At 55.5% G+C, this 14,638-nt stretch carries 15 protein-coding genes and 3 pseudogenes; 10 read left to right on the plus strand and 8 right to left on the minus strand.

Going from position 1 to position 14,638, the window contains the following annotated elements; genetic code table 11:
* Positions 1-346: 346 nt before the first annotated feature.
* Positions 347-1,825, minus strand: a complete 1,479-nt coding sequence (locus KMP13_RS02760) for a DUF6880 family protein (protein ID WP_215264034.1) — start codon at positions 1,823-1,825, stop codon at positions 347-349.
* 705 nt (positions 1,826-2,530) lie between these two features.
* On the opposite strand from KMP13_RS02760, the gene KMP13_RS02765 reads away from it, so the two are divergent.
* The 5 genes and pseudogenes from KMP13_RS02765 (at position 2,531) to KMP13_RS02785 (ending at position 6,239) form a co-directional block, all read left to right on the plus strand.
* Positions 2,531-2,893, plus strand: coding sequence for a hypothetical protein (locus tag KMP13_RS02765; protein ID WP_215264035.1), 363 nt, complete (start codon positions 2,531-2,533; stop codon positions 2,891-2,893).
* 106 nt (positions 2,894-2,999) lie between these two features.
* Positions 3,000-3,569 carry a hypothetical protein gene (locus KMP13_RS02770; RefSeq protein WP_215264036.1) on the plus strand — a complete coding sequence of 190 codons (570 nt, stop codon included), beginning with the start codon at positions 3,000-3,002 and terminating at the stop codon, positions 3,567-3,569.
* Positions 3,570-3,614: 45 nt separating this feature from the next.
* Positions 3,615-4,150, plus strand: a pseudogene (locus KMP13_RS02775) (IS3 family transposase); the annotation flags it as partial.
* A 124-nt stretch (positions 4,151-4,274) separates the two neighbouring features.
* Positions 4,275-5,365 (plus strand): IS3 family transposase gene (locus KMP13_RS02780; RefSeq protein WP_353055673.1). Its coding sequence is split into 2 segments (ribosomal slippage): positions 4,275-4,479 and positions 4,479-5,365, totalling 1,092 coding nucleotides; the frame shifts between segments, so codons are not numbered across the junction.
* 571 nt (positions 5,366-5,936) lie between these two features.
* The gene (locus KMP13_RS02785; protein ID WP_435370333.1) at positions 5,937-6,239 is read left to right on the plus strand and encodes a transposase; all 303 of its coding nucleotides are present in this window, start codon (positions 5,937-5,939) and stop codon (positions 6,237-6,239) included.
* Here the strand turns inward: KMP13_RS02785 and KMP13_RS02790 are convergent.
* Positions 6,129-6,374: pseudogene (locus tag KMP13_RS02790) on the minus strand (DUF2312 domain-containing protein); the annotation flags it as partial. The gene KMP13_RS02785 and the pseudogene KMP13_RS02790 overlap by 111 nt on opposite strands.
* 101 nt (positions 6,375-6,475) lie before the next feature.
* On the minus strand, positions 6,476-6,646 hold the full coding sequence (locus tag KMP13_RS02795) for a DUF2312 domain-containing protein (RefSeq protein ID WP_435370334.1): 171 nt from the start codon (positions 6,644-6,646) through the stop codon (positions 6,476-6,478).
* Positions 6,647-6,860: 214 nt separating this feature from the next.
* On the opposite strand from KMP13_RS02795, the gene KMP13_RS02800 reads away from it, so the two are divergent.
* Complete coding sequence (locus KMP13_RS02800) at positions 6,861-7,076, plus strand: hypothetical protein (RefSeq protein ID WP_215264038.1); 216 nt, start codon at positions 6,861-6,863, stop codon at positions 7,074-7,076.
* 51 nt (positions 7,077-7,127) lie between these two features.
* Here KMP13_RS02800 and KMP13_RS02805 read toward each other — a convergent pair whose 3' ends face one another.
* Positions 7,128-7,343: a hypothetical protein gene (locus tag KMP13_RS02805; protein WP_215264039.1), complete on the minus strand. Its 216-nt coding sequence runs from the start codon at positions 7,341-7,343 to the stop codon at positions 7,128-7,130.
* A 245-nt stretch (positions 7,344-7,588) separates the two neighbouring features.
* Here KMP13_RS02805 and KMP13_RS02810 point away from each other — a divergent pair, with 245 nt between their 5' ends.
* From KMP13_RS02810 to KMP13_RS02825, 4 genes and pseudogenes are all read left to right on the plus strand, one after another.
* Positions 7,589-8,452 (plus strand): MBL fold metallo-hydrolase, encoded by an 864-nt coding sequence (locus tag KMP13_RS02810; protein WP_215264040.1) that lies wholly within the window; start codon positions 7,589-7,591, stop codon positions 8,450-8,452.
* Between the two features lie 27 nt (positions 8,453-8,479).
* Complete coding sequence (locus KMP13_RS02815) at positions 8,480-8,914, plus strand: YeeE/YedE family protein (RefSeq protein ID WP_215264041.1); 435 nt, start codon at positions 8,480-8,482, stop codon at positions 8,912-8,914.
* A pseudogene (locus tag KMP13_RS02820) lies at positions 8,911-9,345 on the plus strand (DUF6691 family protein). Before KMP13_RS02815 ends, KMP13_RS02820 begins: the two are co-directional and overlap by 4 nt.
* Before the next feature lie 10 nt (positions 9,346-9,355).
* Positions 9,356-9,775, plus strand: a complete 420-nt coding sequence (locus KMP13_RS02825) for a TIGR01244 family sulfur transferase (RefSeq protein WP_215264042.1) — start codon at positions 9,356-9,358, stop codon at positions 9,773-9,775.
* A 155-nt stretch (positions 9,776-9,930) separates the two neighbouring features.
* On the opposite strand, the gene KMP13_RS02830 is transcribed toward KMP13_RS02825, so the two are convergent.
* From KMP13_RS02830 to KMP13_RS02845, 4 genes are all read right to left on the minus strand, one after another.
* On the minus strand, positions 9,931-11,175 hold the full coding sequence (locus KMP13_RS02830; protein ID WP_215264043.1) for a flagellar motor switch protein FliM: 1,245 nt from the start codon (positions 11,173-11,175) through the stop codon (positions 9,931-9,933).
* A gap of 81 nt (positions 11,176-11,256) precedes the next feature.
* Positions 11,257-13,935 carry a sensor histidine kinase gene (locus KMP13_RS02835; protein WP_215264044.1) on the minus strand — a complete coding sequence of 893 codons (2,679 nt, stop codon included), beginning with the start codon at positions 13,933-13,935 and terminating at the stop codon, positions 11,257-11,259.
* Positions 13,935-14,279: a hypothetical protein gene (locus KMP13_RS02840; RefSeq protein ID WP_251363656.1), complete on the minus strand. Its 345-nt coding sequence runs from the start codon at positions 14,277-14,279 to the stop codon at positions 13,935-13,937. Before KMP13_RS02840 ends, KMP13_RS02835 begins: the two co-directional genes overlap by 1 nt.
* The gene (locus KMP13_RS02845; protein WP_215264045.1) at positions 14,255-14,635 is read right to left on the minus strand and encodes a response regulator transcription factor; all 381 of its coding nucleotides are present in this window, start codon (positions 14,633-14,635) and stop codon (positions 14,255-14,257) included. The genes KMP13_RS02840 and KMP13_RS02845 overlap by 25 nt, the downstream gene beginning before the upstream one ends.
* Between the last annotated feature and the right edge of the window lie 3 nt (positions 14,636-14,638).

Raw genomic sequence — 14,638 nt, forward strand, 5'->3', positions numbered from 1 at the left:
ATCGACCGGATATGGGCCTTTTACGCTTTATCGCCCATCCCATGGATGCGCATGTCTTCGATCATCCGCTCACGCAGCGGGGTTGTCTTCTCATGTGTCATGGAAACTCTCCTGTCCGTTGATTGAGAAGGCTCAATCGTCAGACAGGTTCGCTAGATCTCAAAATCCACACCGCCAAAGTCAGCGCACAACAACCGCAGCAAGCGCCATTGCCGCGCCAGCGGCTTCGTCCTGGCCGCATACTACCAATTCGGTAGTTGCTTGATTTCGCGCCCGCAGCGAACGGCAGCAAAGACGGGCCGCACTGCAGCGGTTTTTTGGTACGGAGAATGGCCGATAAGGGCCGTTACCTATCATCTTTGATCCACACAGGGCGACGCGCCCCACTCGTTTGTGGCGTTTTCGGTTCGCCGTCCCCGACGCGCGCCCAGAATCCTGATTTGCGAGGATGGGTTTTCTTGAGCTTGGCAAGATAGGTTGCGTGGTCGGTCATTGTGCCGGGGCGCATGGCGTCCGCCTCTTGGGCCAATAGGGTCAGTTTCCCCAGATATTTTGCGCCGTGCCCATAGGCCTTGGATCGTGCGCGGTCGAGGATGCTGTCCAGAAGGGCCCGGTAGAGGATTGTCGCCGCCAAGGGATGATCGTGTTCCAGCAGGTCCGCGATTTTTGGCAGGTTGTGCCAATCCCCCCCGTCCCAGCGGTGCGGTTGCGTCGTGATCAGCTTTGCCGCCAAATCAAGTCGTGGCCAATCAAGGAAGAATTGCAGCGCCTCCTCGGGTTTTGCCTTTTCCAACGCAAATGCATGAGCACGGTCTTCGGCCTCGATATCCTCAAAATCCGGTAGCAGTTTCAAATACTGCCGCAGGATGTCGGCGGGCAGGCGTGCCTCAAAACAGCGCCAACGCAGAGCCTGCGCCGCCGAACTGTCGCCGGTGGCGTCCAAGATGCGCGCTTCCAGGCTGACGCGTTCTGGTGCCAGGCCATCATCGGTTTCGCCAAAAGTGCGCCGCCCGGGCTTGCGCACCCATTCCAGCGCTTCGGCGGTGCGCCCAGCCTCCAGAAGCTGCGCCGTGATCGCCAATGTATCTTGCATATGTGGCTTTTTCTTGAGCTCCAGCGCGATGAGCAGATCGAGATCCCCCCGCGCCGAGGCGAGGATCTGGCGCATCCCGGCCCATTGCGAGGTCATGGAGTAAAACCAGCCATCCGATTTGCGCGCTGCGTCTTCGGTCTGCCGTTCGGCGATGGCGTCTTTCAGATCGCCGTCCCAACGCGCCAGAGTGTCTTGCGGCAGATGCGGCGCTACGGCCTCGGTCACGTCAGCGAGATAGCCATGCGTGCTTTCGCCAAGGGCGGTCATTATCTTCTCCGGCAGCGCGTTGGCCTCAGGCACCGGCAGGCTGGCGACCAAATCGCCGGTTGCGTGGATCGCCTGATAATAGACGTCCTGAACGCAACCGGAAGAATCGTCGACTCGTTCGAACACCTGTTCATGGGTGGCGATGAAGCGCAGCAACCGGTCTATGGCCAGCGCCGGGGCGGCAGGTCCAAGCTCGGATGTGATCGTATCGGTCAGGCTGCGCAGATCGTCGGCAAAAGCGCGGGCCTTGTCCCATTCGATAAAGCTCTTTGCCCGCGCCAGCCCGGACAGCCGTCGGTCGATCAGTTTGGCAATGGCTTCGGGGCCGGACTTCCCGGCCAGCGCCGCTTTGACTTGCCGCCGGAACCCAGCATTGCGCTCGGCCTCTTCCAGCACCAGCTGCGCGAGTTTGTCTGTGCCGAGATTTTTCAGCTTGTCAGTAGGGAGGGCAGGTTTGCGGGCCATGGGCAGGTCTCGGTTGGAAACAGTTGCCCCAATAAATGCCTCGGTCAGGTTCGGGGGGCAAGCATTGGGTCTCTGATTGAACAAGCGCTGCGACTATTACGCGATTTCCCACGTGATTGACTTCCCGGCCTCACAGGTGCCGCGAATGGCTGGTCTGGTGAAACTGCATTGCAGCATTGGCGCCACCGGCGAGCGGCAGGAATGGGCCGTTCTTGCTCAGCCCAAATGGCCGCCGAGGCGGGAATCTCGGTGAGAGTGAGCGGCAAAGCCAAAGAAAAACATCCGGCAGTTTGCTGGGCATACGCACTTGAAAGCTTCGCCCCATAACGGTCCTTGATAGAAGACGGAAATGAGCCGTTAATGTCACAGACACGAAGTGCGGTGCGCATTCCATCAACGCCCAACATCGCGTCCATTTTATCGACGACATGTGGTCCACGTCACTACAGCAGCCGGTAGCTGCATCGTGCATTCCTCTTTGACTGCTAGAAGGACCCGCGAAACATAGCTTTGGCCAGAAACGCGTAGACCACAAATATCGAAGCGTTTTTGGCCAAAGCGGAAATTCAAAGAATAACGGAGACGGGCGGAGAGCGGGGATTCGCTGCGCTCAGCGCCAAGGTCTGAAATGCGGAAAACTACTCTTGATTACATTCAGAGAACAATTCTTGATAAACTTGATCCCAAATACAAAGCGAAAAAAATATGGACCAGTCCAACTACATTTTGAGTTTAACAACAGCAGCCCTGAAAGCTGAAAACATTGGTGCTGGTAAGTGCTTTCTCTGTGGGACGGAACCTTCCTCAGGTGTCGGCGAACATGTCATCCCAAAGTGGCTGCAAAGAAGGCATGATTTGTTTAATGAGAAACTCACGCTTCTAAACGGCACTCGTTTTTTCTATAGGGGCCTGACCATAACAGCATGCTCTCATTGCAACAATTCCGTTCTTAAATCGACAGAAGATTTTGTATCACGGATGGTTCCAAAAGACATAGAACGCTGGGCACCAGAACATAGCTTTGAGGTCGGGCGTTGGATGTCCAAAATTTTCTTGGAATCCTTATAAAAGGATCGGCTTTACCCTTAAACCAACGCCAATCTGATCAAGGTAAAATAGTCCCACTGAACTATTTTGACGAGCTATTTTTAATGCACTTGCTCGTTCAGTTTTGGTGAAAAAAATAACATTCAACTGCCTACACACAATACATCCCTTCACACTATATGTATATCAAGTTGATGAAGACCCTGAGTATGGAGATTTTGACATATCTACGAATGTACTCGGAAAATCTATTTGTGTTCGCTTTGGTGGTCTAGGATTCGCTTTTGTCGCTGACGGCGGCCTTCAACATCATTCTGGTGATTTGGACCCGTTTGATCTCGCTTTCAAAAAATTACATCCAATTCAATTCAGTGAAATTGTCGCTAGAATTCACTACAAAGCAGCATTGCGAGACGCCACACACAGTTACATACAAAACGAAGATCTTGAAAGCTTTACGTTCACGCAAACTTCGGTGTCGCCGTACTCGAACACGACATTACCAGGCGGAGCGATGCAGGTTTTTAAAACTTGGAGTAACCGCGAGCTAACACAAGCATTATTGACCTACAGAGTACCCGGAGCCGAGCGATTAATAGATGATAACGGTTCGGCAGTCTTCACAAGATTGGTAGACGAGAACGGCAATATCATCCAATTGTCGGCAAAGGCTTCAAAAGATGGGCAAGGTACTTAGTGCTCGACCGTGACATTCGCAGCGCGCACCATTGAGCCTCCCCCAAAGAAGTGGCCCCGCCTTCGTCGGGCTGTCTCGGATCTGACATTGGACAAGTTGATCCTGTCAGAGGCCGCACGGGGAAACTTCTGAGCCCCTCGCGTCGCCGCGCCTGTATCAACCTGGTTCGCAGCCAAATGAAGGTTTCTGAGCGTCGAGTTTGCCGTGTCCTTGGCCAGCACCGCTCCACGCAAAGGCGTGTACCGGTTGGTCGTGCTGATGAAGATCGCCTGATCGTGGACATGATCGAGCAGACACGGCAGTACGGTCGATATGGCTCTCGCCGGGTCGCGGCCTTGCTGAGAGACGCTGGCTGGCAAGTGAATGACAAACGTGTCGAACGCCTGTGGCGACTTGAGGGGCTTAAAGTGCCAATGAAGCAACCTAAAAAGGGGCGGCTGTGGCTCAATGATGGATCCTGTGTCCGGCTGCGTCCTGAGTATCGCAACCATGTCTGGTCGTTCGACGTCGTGCATCACCGGACAGACGATGGCAGGGCATTCAGGACGCTGAATATCCTGGACGAACACAGCCGGGAATGCCCCCTCTCGGCGATGCAGGCATTGGACCTGTCACGGTTTGATGTCGCTCCTTTGATAGCACTTACTGCACCAAAGGAGATGAACTATGGGACTGAAACGGACGGACTAATTCCGGCAAGATGCGGTGCGTTTAGCACTGACGAGCGGGCTAACGCGTAAGCAGGTGGCGGATGATATTGGTGTCGGGATGTCGACGCTGAACAAATGGATCACCCAGCATCGAGACACGGACGTGGTGTCACAAGAGGATTTAGACCTCGCCAAAGAGAATGACCGGCTTCGGCGTGAGATCAAGCTCCTCAAGGAGGAGAGGGATATTCTAAAAAAGGCCACCCAGTTCTTCGCGGGCCTAAAGCAATGAGATTTAGGTTTATAGAAGAACACAGAGCCAGCTTTCCAGCCACTCGCTTGTGCGACGTTGTCGGCGCCAGTGCGCGCGGTTTACGTGCCTTCCGAAGTCGTCCAGCCAGTCGCAAACAACGGTTTGATCTGGTTGCGCTGGCTCATATCAAAGAACAGTCGCGCCTCAGCCTGGGCAGCTATGGCAGACCACGCATGACCGAAGAGCTGAAGGAGATCGGCTTGGATGTGGGCCATCGTCGAGTTGGCCGTCTGATGCGGCAGAACGGCATATCCGTTGTGCGAATGCGCAAACACAAGGTCACAACCGATAGCGATCACAAGTTCAACATTGCGTCCAATCTGTTGGATCGTGACTTCATGGCAGATGCGCCAAACCAGAAATGGGCGGGTGACATCAGCTATGTTTGGACCCGTGAAGGTTGGTTGTATCTCTCTGTGATCCTGGATCTGCATTCTCGACAGGTGATCGGATGGGCCGTGAGCAATCGCATGAAACGCGATCTGGCAATCCGGACTTTGAAGATGGCCATAGCCTTCCATGCGCCTCCAAGAGGCTGCATCCATCACACGGACCGTGGCAGCCAATACTGTTCTCACGACTATCAGAAACTTCTGCGCCAGCATGGCTTCAAGGTGTCGATGGGCGGCAAAGGAAATTTCTATGATAATGCCGCCGTTGAGACCTTCTTCAAATCCATAAAGGCCGAACTGATCTGGCGGCGGTCATGGGAAACGCGGCGGCAGGCCGAGATGGCAATCTTCGAATACGTAAACGGCTTCTACAATCCGCTCCGTCGGCACTCAGCACTGGACTGGAAAAGCCCTGTCGCATTCGAACGGAAAGCGGCTTAAACGAGCACTTGGGGAGGCACTAAAGCGCGACAGGTCCACATCCTACCTACTGGTGTCATGACATAGGAGATCAACCATGGCTAACGTAATGCTCGCTGCTCGTCGCTCTGCCACAGCAACCTTTGATACTGTAGCTCATACCGCAGACGCTGTGTCTGCTGGTGCTATCGCAGTCTCTCACCTTGCACCACTCCCCTGATCGCGCCGGATGGCCAAGCGGCGAACAAGCTAACGTTTGGGCTGATATTCATGTGTTTGCAGACGGCACACCAATAAGCGCCTATCTGCGGGCCTGCCGAGATTGGGCAATCGAGGAAGCAGGTTCAGAGCAGGAGGTGTGGGCGGTTGGATACGCATACGCAGTAAGGCAATTGAAATAAGACGACACCGATAAGGAACTGGCGCGTGGAATAATAACCGCCTGTGCCGCCGCCCTCATCGGCAACGCCCCATAACCCCCAGTATTTCACTCTACCAAGCAGGACTGTCGAGACCGCTGTTTAGAACTTGACCTGCGCCGCTAAAACTCCTCCAGATTTGTGTAGAGTCCGCCCAACAAAAGGACGGACAAATGAAGGCGCGATTTACGGACGAACAGATCATTGCGATGATCAAGGAGCAGGAAGCTGGCGACAAGACCGCTGATGTGTGTCGGCGGCACGGGATCAGTTCGGCGACGTTCTATAAATACAAATCGAAGTATGGCGGCATGGAGCCGTCTAACGCGAAGCGGTCCCTCTTTGAATTAAGCCATGCCAAGCGCTTCTTTATACATCTCAAGGACAGCTTCCTCTTCCGCAATGTCGTCTTTGTCCCTTTTGCGCAGTCTAATAAGGGTGCGAACTACCTTTACGTCGTAGCCACGTCCTTTTAGTTCTGAGAATACCTCTTTTTGCTGTTCGGCGAGGTCGGACTTCTCCTGATCAAGTCTCTCAATGCGCTCGACGAACTGGCGGAGTTCGCTGGCGGTTACCTTGTACGAGTCAGTTGCTTCTTCGTAATCACTCATCGTTACCTCATTTGTATTCTTGGGATGGACTGGCCCTGTGGAACACACAATATAATACAGTGTTTCCCTCTAAGCCATTGTTTACTAACTCACACAACAAATTAGTGGTGGTATTGGTAGCCACGCGCCTTGGCCTCCGCCATGATTTCTTTTTGTTGTTCGGCGATCGACTTCTTTTCTTCGTCCAAACGCTCAAACTGTTCAATGAACTGACGCAGCTCACCTGCGGTTACACGATAGCTTTCGCTCTTTTCGTCTTCTGTGATATCCATAACGGCTCCATGCGCATCCTGCTCGGTGCATGTGCTTTGAGAATTGATTTGCCATTGGATACAAGTCTGAACTCTCTGCTGCAAGACTGGATAAAGCCGCAGCGGTTCAAGCGGCGCGATCCCTTGCGCAGGATGACCCGTTGCACTTGCGCACAAGACGCCTTATGGCTCGGCGGCGCGATTTTCCCTGCCCCACTGTGAAGGAGCCCACAATATGGAATATATGGTCTGGATCGGTGCCGCCGTGTCATTGGCAGGTTTGCTGGGACTCTTATGGTGCATTGCAAAAGTCGCGCTGGCAAAACGAAAGAACCTCAGCGACGAAGAGCTTCGCGCCGAGGTTCAAAAAGTCATTCCGTACAATCTGGGTGCATTGCTGCTGTCAGTGCTTGGTTTGATCCTTGTCATGGTCGGTCTATTTCTGTCGTAACGGCTTTGGTTCAAAGCCATCGCGCCTGAAAGACCGACAACAATAGCCCGGCTAAATCGGCATATTGTCGAACATCCGTTCAGCAGCCTGTTCTTCCAGCTGCACGTCCAGACGTCGTAAGCGTGATGGTATTTCGGATCCGCTTTGCCGGATATCCCGCAGCACCTCTCGCAATTTTGGCTGGTAACTCAATCGACCCGTGGGTGGCGTAGCCAGAATCTGTTCTTCCAACTGAGCCGCATAGGTCAGTAGTTCAGTTTTAGTCATGATGTGTCCTCCCTACACTCATGTCGCCTCCATAATACCCAACAAATTCCAAATTCAAAGTTTTCAATTTGATCCGCGAATTTGTGAGCCCTGTGGTTGAGTAAAACATGGAAACATGACAGCGGCACAACCAAAAGTTGCTCTCTTTACCAAATTTTTTTGGTTTGAATGTCGATTCATAGGCATTCACCTTGCGCCGTATTCGTGTTTTAATATATTTAAATCCGCAAATGCAGGAGATGCGTATGCCCCCTTTGGTCAAGGCGTTCTTTGACAATGCCACAAATACAGTCTCTTACGTGGTCAGTGATCAGACAGGGTCCCACTGCGCCATCATCGACTCGGTTTTGGACTATGATCCGGCGGCGGGACGCACCCGTACGGACTCGGCAGACCGCATCATCGACTGGATCAACGGTCAGGGATTGTGCGTTGATTGGATCCTCGAAAGCCATGTCCACGCGGATCACCTCTCTGCGGCGCCCCATTTGCAAGAAGAACTCGGCGGGAAAATTGGCATCGGACGTCAGATCACCGTTGTTCAGGACACATTTGGCAAGATCTTCAATGAGGGATGCGCGTTTCAGCGCGACGGTAGCCAGTTTGACCAATTGTTTGGGGAAGGCGACACCTTTCGCGTTGGTGACCTGCGCGGATCCGTGCTGCATACGCCCGGACACACGCCTGCATGTTTGACCTATGTGATCGGCGACGCGGCCTTTGTCGGGGATACGTTGTTCATGCCTGATTTCGGCACGGCACGATGTGACTTTCCCGGTGGAAGTTCCAAGGTCCTGTTCAACTCCATACAGAAAATCCTCACCCTGCCCGATACCACTCGTATTTTTGTGGGCCACGACTACAAAGCGCCGGGTCGCGATGAATACGCGTGGGAAACCACCGTCGCCGAGCAAAAAGCGCTGAACGTGCATGTCGGCGCAGGCAAATGCGTTGAGGAGTTTGTGCAGATGCGCGACCGCCGCGATGCCGCCCTTGGCACGCCGCGCCTGATCCTACCATCCCTACAGGTCAATATGCGTGCGGGCCACATGCCAGAGCCAGAGGCGGATGGCGCCGTCTATCTGAAAGTACCGGTAAACAAGCTTTAAAATCGCGAAAGACGCAGGAGCAGTGAGATGCAACAGGATTGGATATGGGGCCTGCTTGGCGGCGGGCTGATTGGTTTGGGCGGCGCGCTGTTGTTGCTGGGAAATGGGCGCATCATGGGGGCCAGCGGCATTCTGGGTGGCCTTATCGCCCGCCACAGTGACCGGGCGTTGCAATTGGAACGTCTGATTTTTGTGGCGGCGGTCATTGGGGTTCCGTTTTTCCTGCATCACATCGTCCAGATCCCGGTCGAGACGACTGTGACCCAGAACCTCCCCTTGCTGCTAACAGCCGGGGTCCTGGTAGGGATCGGAACGCGCGTGGCAAACGGGTGCACCTCTGGCCACGGGGTCTGCGGCATTTCGCGCCTGTCGGTGCGCGGGATCACGGCCACCGTCCTTTATATTGGTGCAGGCGCGCTGACCGTTTCAGTGATGCGGCATTTGTTTGGAGCCCTGTCATGATCCGGTTTATTGTCGCAGCCCTGTCCGGCGGGATGTTTGGTGCGGGATTGTTTTTGTCCGGGATGACCAACCCTGCGAAAGTTCAGGGTTTTCTGGACTTCTCCGCCGCCTGGGATCCCACGTTGATCTTTGTCATGAGCGGCGCGCTTGTCCCGATGGCTTTGGCTTGGCGGCTGGCACAGAACCGCGCACCGCTGGTCGCGGGCGCCTTCCCTGCCCCGCCCGCCGCGCACGTAGACCCATAACTGATCACCGGCTCGGTCCTCTTTGGGATTGGCTGGGGATTAGTCGGCCTATGTCCGGGGCCAGCCATCGCATCGATCAGCTATCAGGGGGCAAGTGGCGCAATTTTCTTGCTCGCGATGATTTGTGGCATGCAACTGTCGCCAATGGTGGCAATCCAACTGGACCGAGCCATGGCAAAAGCGTAAAGAAGATCACATGGACCTACGCAAGCTCACACCCCGTTATTCGGTTTCGCCGCAAATCGCGGTCGAAGATGTTCCCGCCATTGTAGACGCCGGGTTCAAAACCGTCATCTGCAACCGCCCTGATGAGGAGGTTCCCCCAAGCCATCAGGCGCAAGCGCTGCAAGCGGCTGTAGAAGCGGCCGGTTTGAAGTTCGAAATACTGCCCCTGACCCATCAGACAATGACACCGGAAAACGTTGGCACCCAGCGTGCGATGTATGAAAACAATCCCGGTCCCGTCCTGGCCTATTGCGCATCTGGCACCCGGTGTTCGGTGATCTGGGCCTTGGGCCAAGTATCCGACCTTGGCGTGGACGCTGTTCTGAGCACTGCTGCCGAAGCCGGTTACGATCTGTCAAACCTGCGGCCCGCACTGGAAACGCTTGTCTAATTGAGCTGACATTCGATTTTAAAGCACGCTCCATTTCTTGCGAAGTGGGGCGTTTGTTTTTGTGAAGATGGGTTACTTTCGCCACGGACGGCGTGGGGCATTTTCCAGCCAACCGCTGTGCAACGCGATTAAGCCCGCCCGACATCAGTTGTGAGTTAGGTGTCGTCGCCCAGACCTGCGAGCTCAGAAATCTCTGCAGCGGCAGTATCCGGGTTGAAATCACCAAGGTCGCCGCCAAGCGGTGGAAGCTCACCCAGATCGCCGCCCAAATCGTCAGCGAGATCGCCGAGCGGCGGCAGATCACCACCGAGACCGGGCAGATCACCGCCCGCATCAAAACCGCCAAGGCCTCCGTCCAGGCCACCACCAAGATCACCGCCAAATCCGCCAAGCCCACTTGGGTCATCCAGGCCTTCACCTGCGATTTCCAGATCAATCGTCGGAGGCTCCATCGTGCCTGGCGCGGGACCAACTGCGGATCCGAAGCCATCAGCGTTGCCAAGATCGTCGCCAGGCTTGGTCCCCGGTGCGACCAGGCGAATAGCGCGGGAGCCATTGATCTGACCCAAGCGGCCTTGGGCAATGTTCTGGCCACCGATTGTCAGCAGATGCGTTTCATATAGGAAGGCGTGATCAAGCGGGATACTGTCGCCGATTTTCAGCGATGCGAATTCATTGAGCGGCACTTTTACACGACACAAAACCGCGCTCAGCTCGGCGCGTAGCGAGTGCATATTGGCACCAAGAGAGCGTCCAACAACCGGCTCGTCAGAATCGGTCTCGACCTTGGGTTCAGGAAGGACCAAGACCAACTCACCTTGCATCATCCCACCTGCCAGATCGACGGTGACACGGATCACGCGATAGTCGCTTCCTTCAAGGCCAAGCACAAGGTTGCGCACATTGTCGATTTGCGCCCCGAATTTGTAGCCCGCGAATGTCTTGCTGTCGCCTTCGCCATCAAGGAGAGCGGTGACTTTTTCAAACGTCCGCTCCAGGAATTCAGCCATCATCGCGGCATCGGTGGGGGTGTAATTGCGCCCGTCCGAGCCCAGCCCCAGCACCTGCCCCATGGTCTGCTGCTGGATGAGGGCCGTTACAAGCGCCGCGTCAAGCGAGGCCGCGCCAACCCGGCCATTGGGACCATCCAGAACAATCAACAGATCGCGATCCGACAAATGTCCAGTCAGGTCTTCGGGCACGGCATTTGCCTGACGGGCTGCGATCACCCCCAAAGGCAGCTCACACAGATCCGCAGCCGCCCGCGCAAGCGATCGGCGCAAAGCCTTCAAGGTCAAAGAGCTGCCAAGCGTCTTTGTCCCTTCTTTTGTCGCTGCTAGCTTCTTGGCGAGTACATTGATCAAATCGCCAGAAGGATCTGCTTTGTTTGAATTAGCCATCGAAATCAGCCTGCACCCGTTCGTGCCCCTTTTGATTAATGTTTAAAGCGAGGTGGTTACTAAGGTCTTTACAAGACGCAACTATTCACCCGTTTCGATTGCAATTGGCAGGGATACGCGAAAAGCCGCCCCGCCCTTGTCACGCAGGTAAACGATATCGCCGCCGAGACGTTCCATAATCTCGCGACAAATGGCCAATCCCAACCCCGCACCACCTGCTTTTTCGGGGCTAACCCTCGAGAATTTCTCAAAAATCGTCTGTTGGTGCTCGGCGGGAATACCACTGCCATTATCGACAAAATCAACGTAAACACCGGTGCCGTATTTTTGCACACGGATGATCAATCTCGGTTTAACAGCGTCACAATACTTCTGCGCATTTGCGATCAGATTGATGAAAACCTGCGCGAGTCGGTCGAGATCTGATGCAACCAGAACCACCTCAGGCGTTGCGTCGCGCACCACGTTCATGGGCTGTTCTGCTCCCGTCAATGCGGTGGAGACCGCACGATCCAGAATGTCCGCGAGATCGCCCGTTTCATGGTTCAACGACACTTGCCCGTTCTCCAGAACGCTCAGATCCAGAAGATCATCCAGCAATCGGGTCAAGCGCCGTGCTTCATCATGAATGATCCCGGCGAAGCGTTTTTTATCGGGTTCTGGCATCTGCTCAGCATCACGCAAAATCTCGGAAAAGGCGCGGATTGAGGTCATCGGTGTGCGCAGCTCGTGACTGACTTGGCTGAGGAAGGAATCTTTTTGGGCCGAGATCTGTGTCAGCTTTTCGTTTGAATCCCGGAGCTTGCGCGCCGTGTCTTCCAGTTTGGCCGATTGCAATTCCAGTCGGCTTGAATACTCCAGCATCTGCGCGGTCTCATCCGCAACCGCCATCAGATCCTCAACCGAGACGGAGGATCCGCCGACAATCTGCCCGATCATCGCATGAGACGCGGCGGCACCGATGGAGCCGCTCAGCTCCCGTTCGAGACGTTCCAGAAAGCTGGGCGTCGGCTCAGGCAATGTGCCACGATCCCCCTGACGCAGGCGTTCCTTGTCGAAAAACGCTTGGGCTTCGCGCGCACCAAGGATACGCTGTGACATAACCATCAGGTCCTCGGACTGGGCGACAGAACCGCTCCAACCTCGCGGTCCGGCGGAATGTTCAAAGACATGCACAAACTGCGCGCCCTGCAGCCGCTCCAACGGGCTGGGAAAGCCCACAAGGGACACGGCGCAGAACACCAATGTGTTGAAACTTAGCGACCAAAAGACTGCGTGGACCATCGGGTCGATCCCATCCAGACCAAACATCGCATGCGGCCGCAACCAGTCGATCCTCCAGGGGCCAAATTCCATGACGCTATCGCTGAGCAGACCTGGCCCAAGTGCCGGCAACAACATGCAATAGAGCCAGATGGCAAATCCGACCGCAATCCCGGCCAAGGCCCCATTGCGGGTGGCACCGCGCCAGAACAGGCCGCCGACCAGTGCGGGCAGGATCTGGGAAATCCCGGCAAAGGCCACCAAACCAATGGTCGCCAAGGCGGTGCCTCCGCCCGTCAGACGATAATACAGATAGCCAAGCGCCATGATCACGCCGATGCAAAGCCGTCGCGAATACAGAACCACATTGCGCACATCACCCGAGACCGAGGCGCCGCGTAACTGCTGATGCAGCCAGATCGGCATGACGATGTGGTTTGACACCATCGTCGACAGCGCCATCGCCGCCACGATCACCATGGACGTCGCGGAAGAAAACCCGCCCAGGAACGACAGCATCGCCAGGTTCTCCTGTCCAAGGCTCAACGGGATGGCCAGAACGAACAGATCCGGATTGGTGCTTTCGGGCATGATCTGCAGGCCAATGGCCGCGATAGGCAGGACAAAGAGCGACATCAGCATCAAATACAGCGGAAAGGCCCAAGAGGCGGTGCGCAGGTGGCGTTCATCCTCATTCTCGACCACCATGACCTGAAACATCCGCGGCAAACAGACAAAGGCGGCGGCGGATAGGAAGATCAACGTGCTCCACCGCCCGGAATCCACCCGCCAGCTGCCAATCGGCGAGCTGTCGATCTTATCAAGCGTCGGACCAACCCCACCGCCAATCCCCCAGACGACAAAGATGCCAACTGCCAGCAGCGCCACCAGTTTGACAATCGCCTCCAGAGCGACGGCGGTGACCACGCCATGGTGGCGTTCATTCGCGTTCAGATTGCGGGTCCCAAACAAGATGGCAAAGGCTGCAAGCCCAACCGCCACACCAAAAACAGTATTGGTGTCACTGAACCGGCTATCGGGATCGGCCTCGGCAAAGATGGCAAAAGACAGCGTGATCGACTGCAGTTGCAGCGCGATATAGGGCGTAACACTGATCACGGCGAGCACCGTGACGCCAATCGCCAGCGCGTGTGATTTCCCGTAACGCGCTGATACCAAATCGGCAATCGAGGTGATGCGCTGACTGCGCCCGACCCGCACCAGTTTGCGCAAGCCCCACCACCAACCGACCATGACAAGCGTTGGCCCCAGATAGATGGTGATAAACTCCAATCCCGACCGCGCCGCATTGCCAACCGCGCCGTAAAACGTCCAGGCCGTGCAATAGATCGACAAGGACAGCGTGTAGATCAGCGGAGAGCGCATCCAACGGGCGCTTTTGCCGCGTGCGGCCAGGTGATCGGCGACAAAAGCGACAAAGAATAACAGGGCCACATAGGACAAACAGACAAGGACCAGCGTATTCAGGGACCCCATCAGTGTCCCTCGCGATCATCCGTTGGTGCATAGGGCGCGTCAATCCAGTGATAGGCCCACCGACGCACCGCCATTCCAAACACGAGAGCCAGCAGAATCAACCCAACCCAAGTGGTAAACACGTAGATTAGGACCGCCGACATGGACCACGTCGGCGCGTCCGTTCCGCTCGGCGACCACATCAATGGCAGCATGAGCAAGAGCGCGCCAAACACTGGCAACATGCGCGACAGATCCATCAGGCGCCGCCGCCGATAGGTGCGCCGATCCACAAAGGAGCTTTTGATCTCCCCCTCGCGTTCTGCCCCGTCAGAGGCGATTATCGTTGTTCGGCTTGCGCACATAGGTCTCGTACAGCGGTCAGAACCTCTGCATTGGAAAAGGGTTTGGTCATAAACCGAGTCACGCCAGCTTTTTCCGCCATTTCACGGTCTTTCAACTGGCCGCGCGCGGTCAGCATCAAAACGGGCAAATCTTCGAGCCCGTCCAGATCGCGCACTTCACGCACCACGTCCAGACCGCTCTTGCCCGGCAACATCAGATCCAGGATCACGATGTTGGGCTTTGAATTGTGAATGAAATCCGTCGCCGAGGCCCCATCCGCGTGCGATTCAACTGTCCAGCCGTCCCGTTGCAACAAGAAACGGATCGCTTCGGTTATATTTGGTTCGTCTTCGATCAGAACAACATGCCTGCTCATCAG

The sequence above is a fragment of the Epibacterium ulvae genome, from assembly GCF_018678075.1.
GTDB classification, from domain to species: Bacteria; Pseudomonadota; Alphaproteobacteria; order Rhodobacterales; family Rhodobacteraceae; genus Epibacterium; species Epibacterium ulvae_A.

Bases quoted from the DNA above. Each gene is read 5' to 3' on its own strand.
- KMP13_RS02805 (WP_215264039.1), bottom strand. From the start codon at position 7,343: ATGACTAAAACTGAACTACTGACCTATGCGGCTCAGTTGGAAGAACAG.
- KMP13_RS02785 (WP_435370333.1), top strand. From the start codon at position 5,937: ATGAAGGCGCGATTTACGGACGAACAGATCATTGCGATGATCAAGGAG.
- KMP13_RS02835 (WP_215264044.1), bottom strand. From the start codon at position 13,935: ATGGGGTCCCTGAATACGCTGGTCCTTGTCTGTTTGTCCTATGTGGCC.
- KMP13_RS02830 (WP_215264043.1), bottom strand. From the start codon at position 11,175: ATGGCTAATTCAAACAAAGCAGATCCTTCTGGCGATTTGATCAATGTA.
- KMP13_RS02765 (WP_215264035.1), top strand. From the start codon at position 2,531: ATGGACCAGTCCAACTACATTTTGAGTTTAACAACAGCAGCCCTGAAA.
- KMP13_RS02810 (WP_215264040.1), top strand. From the start codon at position 7,589: ATGCCCCCTTTGGTCAAGGCGTTCTTTGACAATGCCACAAATACAGTC.
- KMP13_RS02800 (WP_215264038.1), top strand. From the start codon at position 6,861: ATGGAATATATGGTCTGGATCGGTGCCGCCGTGTCATTGGCAGGTTTG.
- KMP13_RS02815 (WP_215264041.1), top strand. From the start codon at position 8,480: ATGCAACAGGATTGGATATGGGGCCTGCTTGGCGGCGGGCTGATTGGT.
- KMP13_RS02760 (WP_215264034.1), bottom strand. From the start codon at position 1,825: ATGGCCCGCAAACCTGCCCTCCCTACTGACAAGCTGAAAAATCTCGGC.
- KMP13_RS02845 (WP_215264045.1), bottom strand. From the start codon at position 14,635: ATGAGCAGGCATGTTGTTCTGATCGAAGACGAACCAAATATAACCGAA.
- KMP13_RS02840 (WP_251363656.1), bottom strand. From the start codon at position 14,279: ATGTGCGCAAGCCGAACAACGATAATCGCCTCTGACGGGGCAGAACGC.
- KMP13_RS02795 (WP_435370334.1), bottom strand. From the start codon at position 6,646: ATGGATATCACAGAAGACGAAAAGAGCGAAAGCTATCGTGTAACCGCA.
- KMP13_RS02825 (WP_215264042.1), top strand. From the start codon at position 9,356: ATGGACCTACGCAAGCTCACACCCCGTTATTCGGTTTCGCCGCAAATC.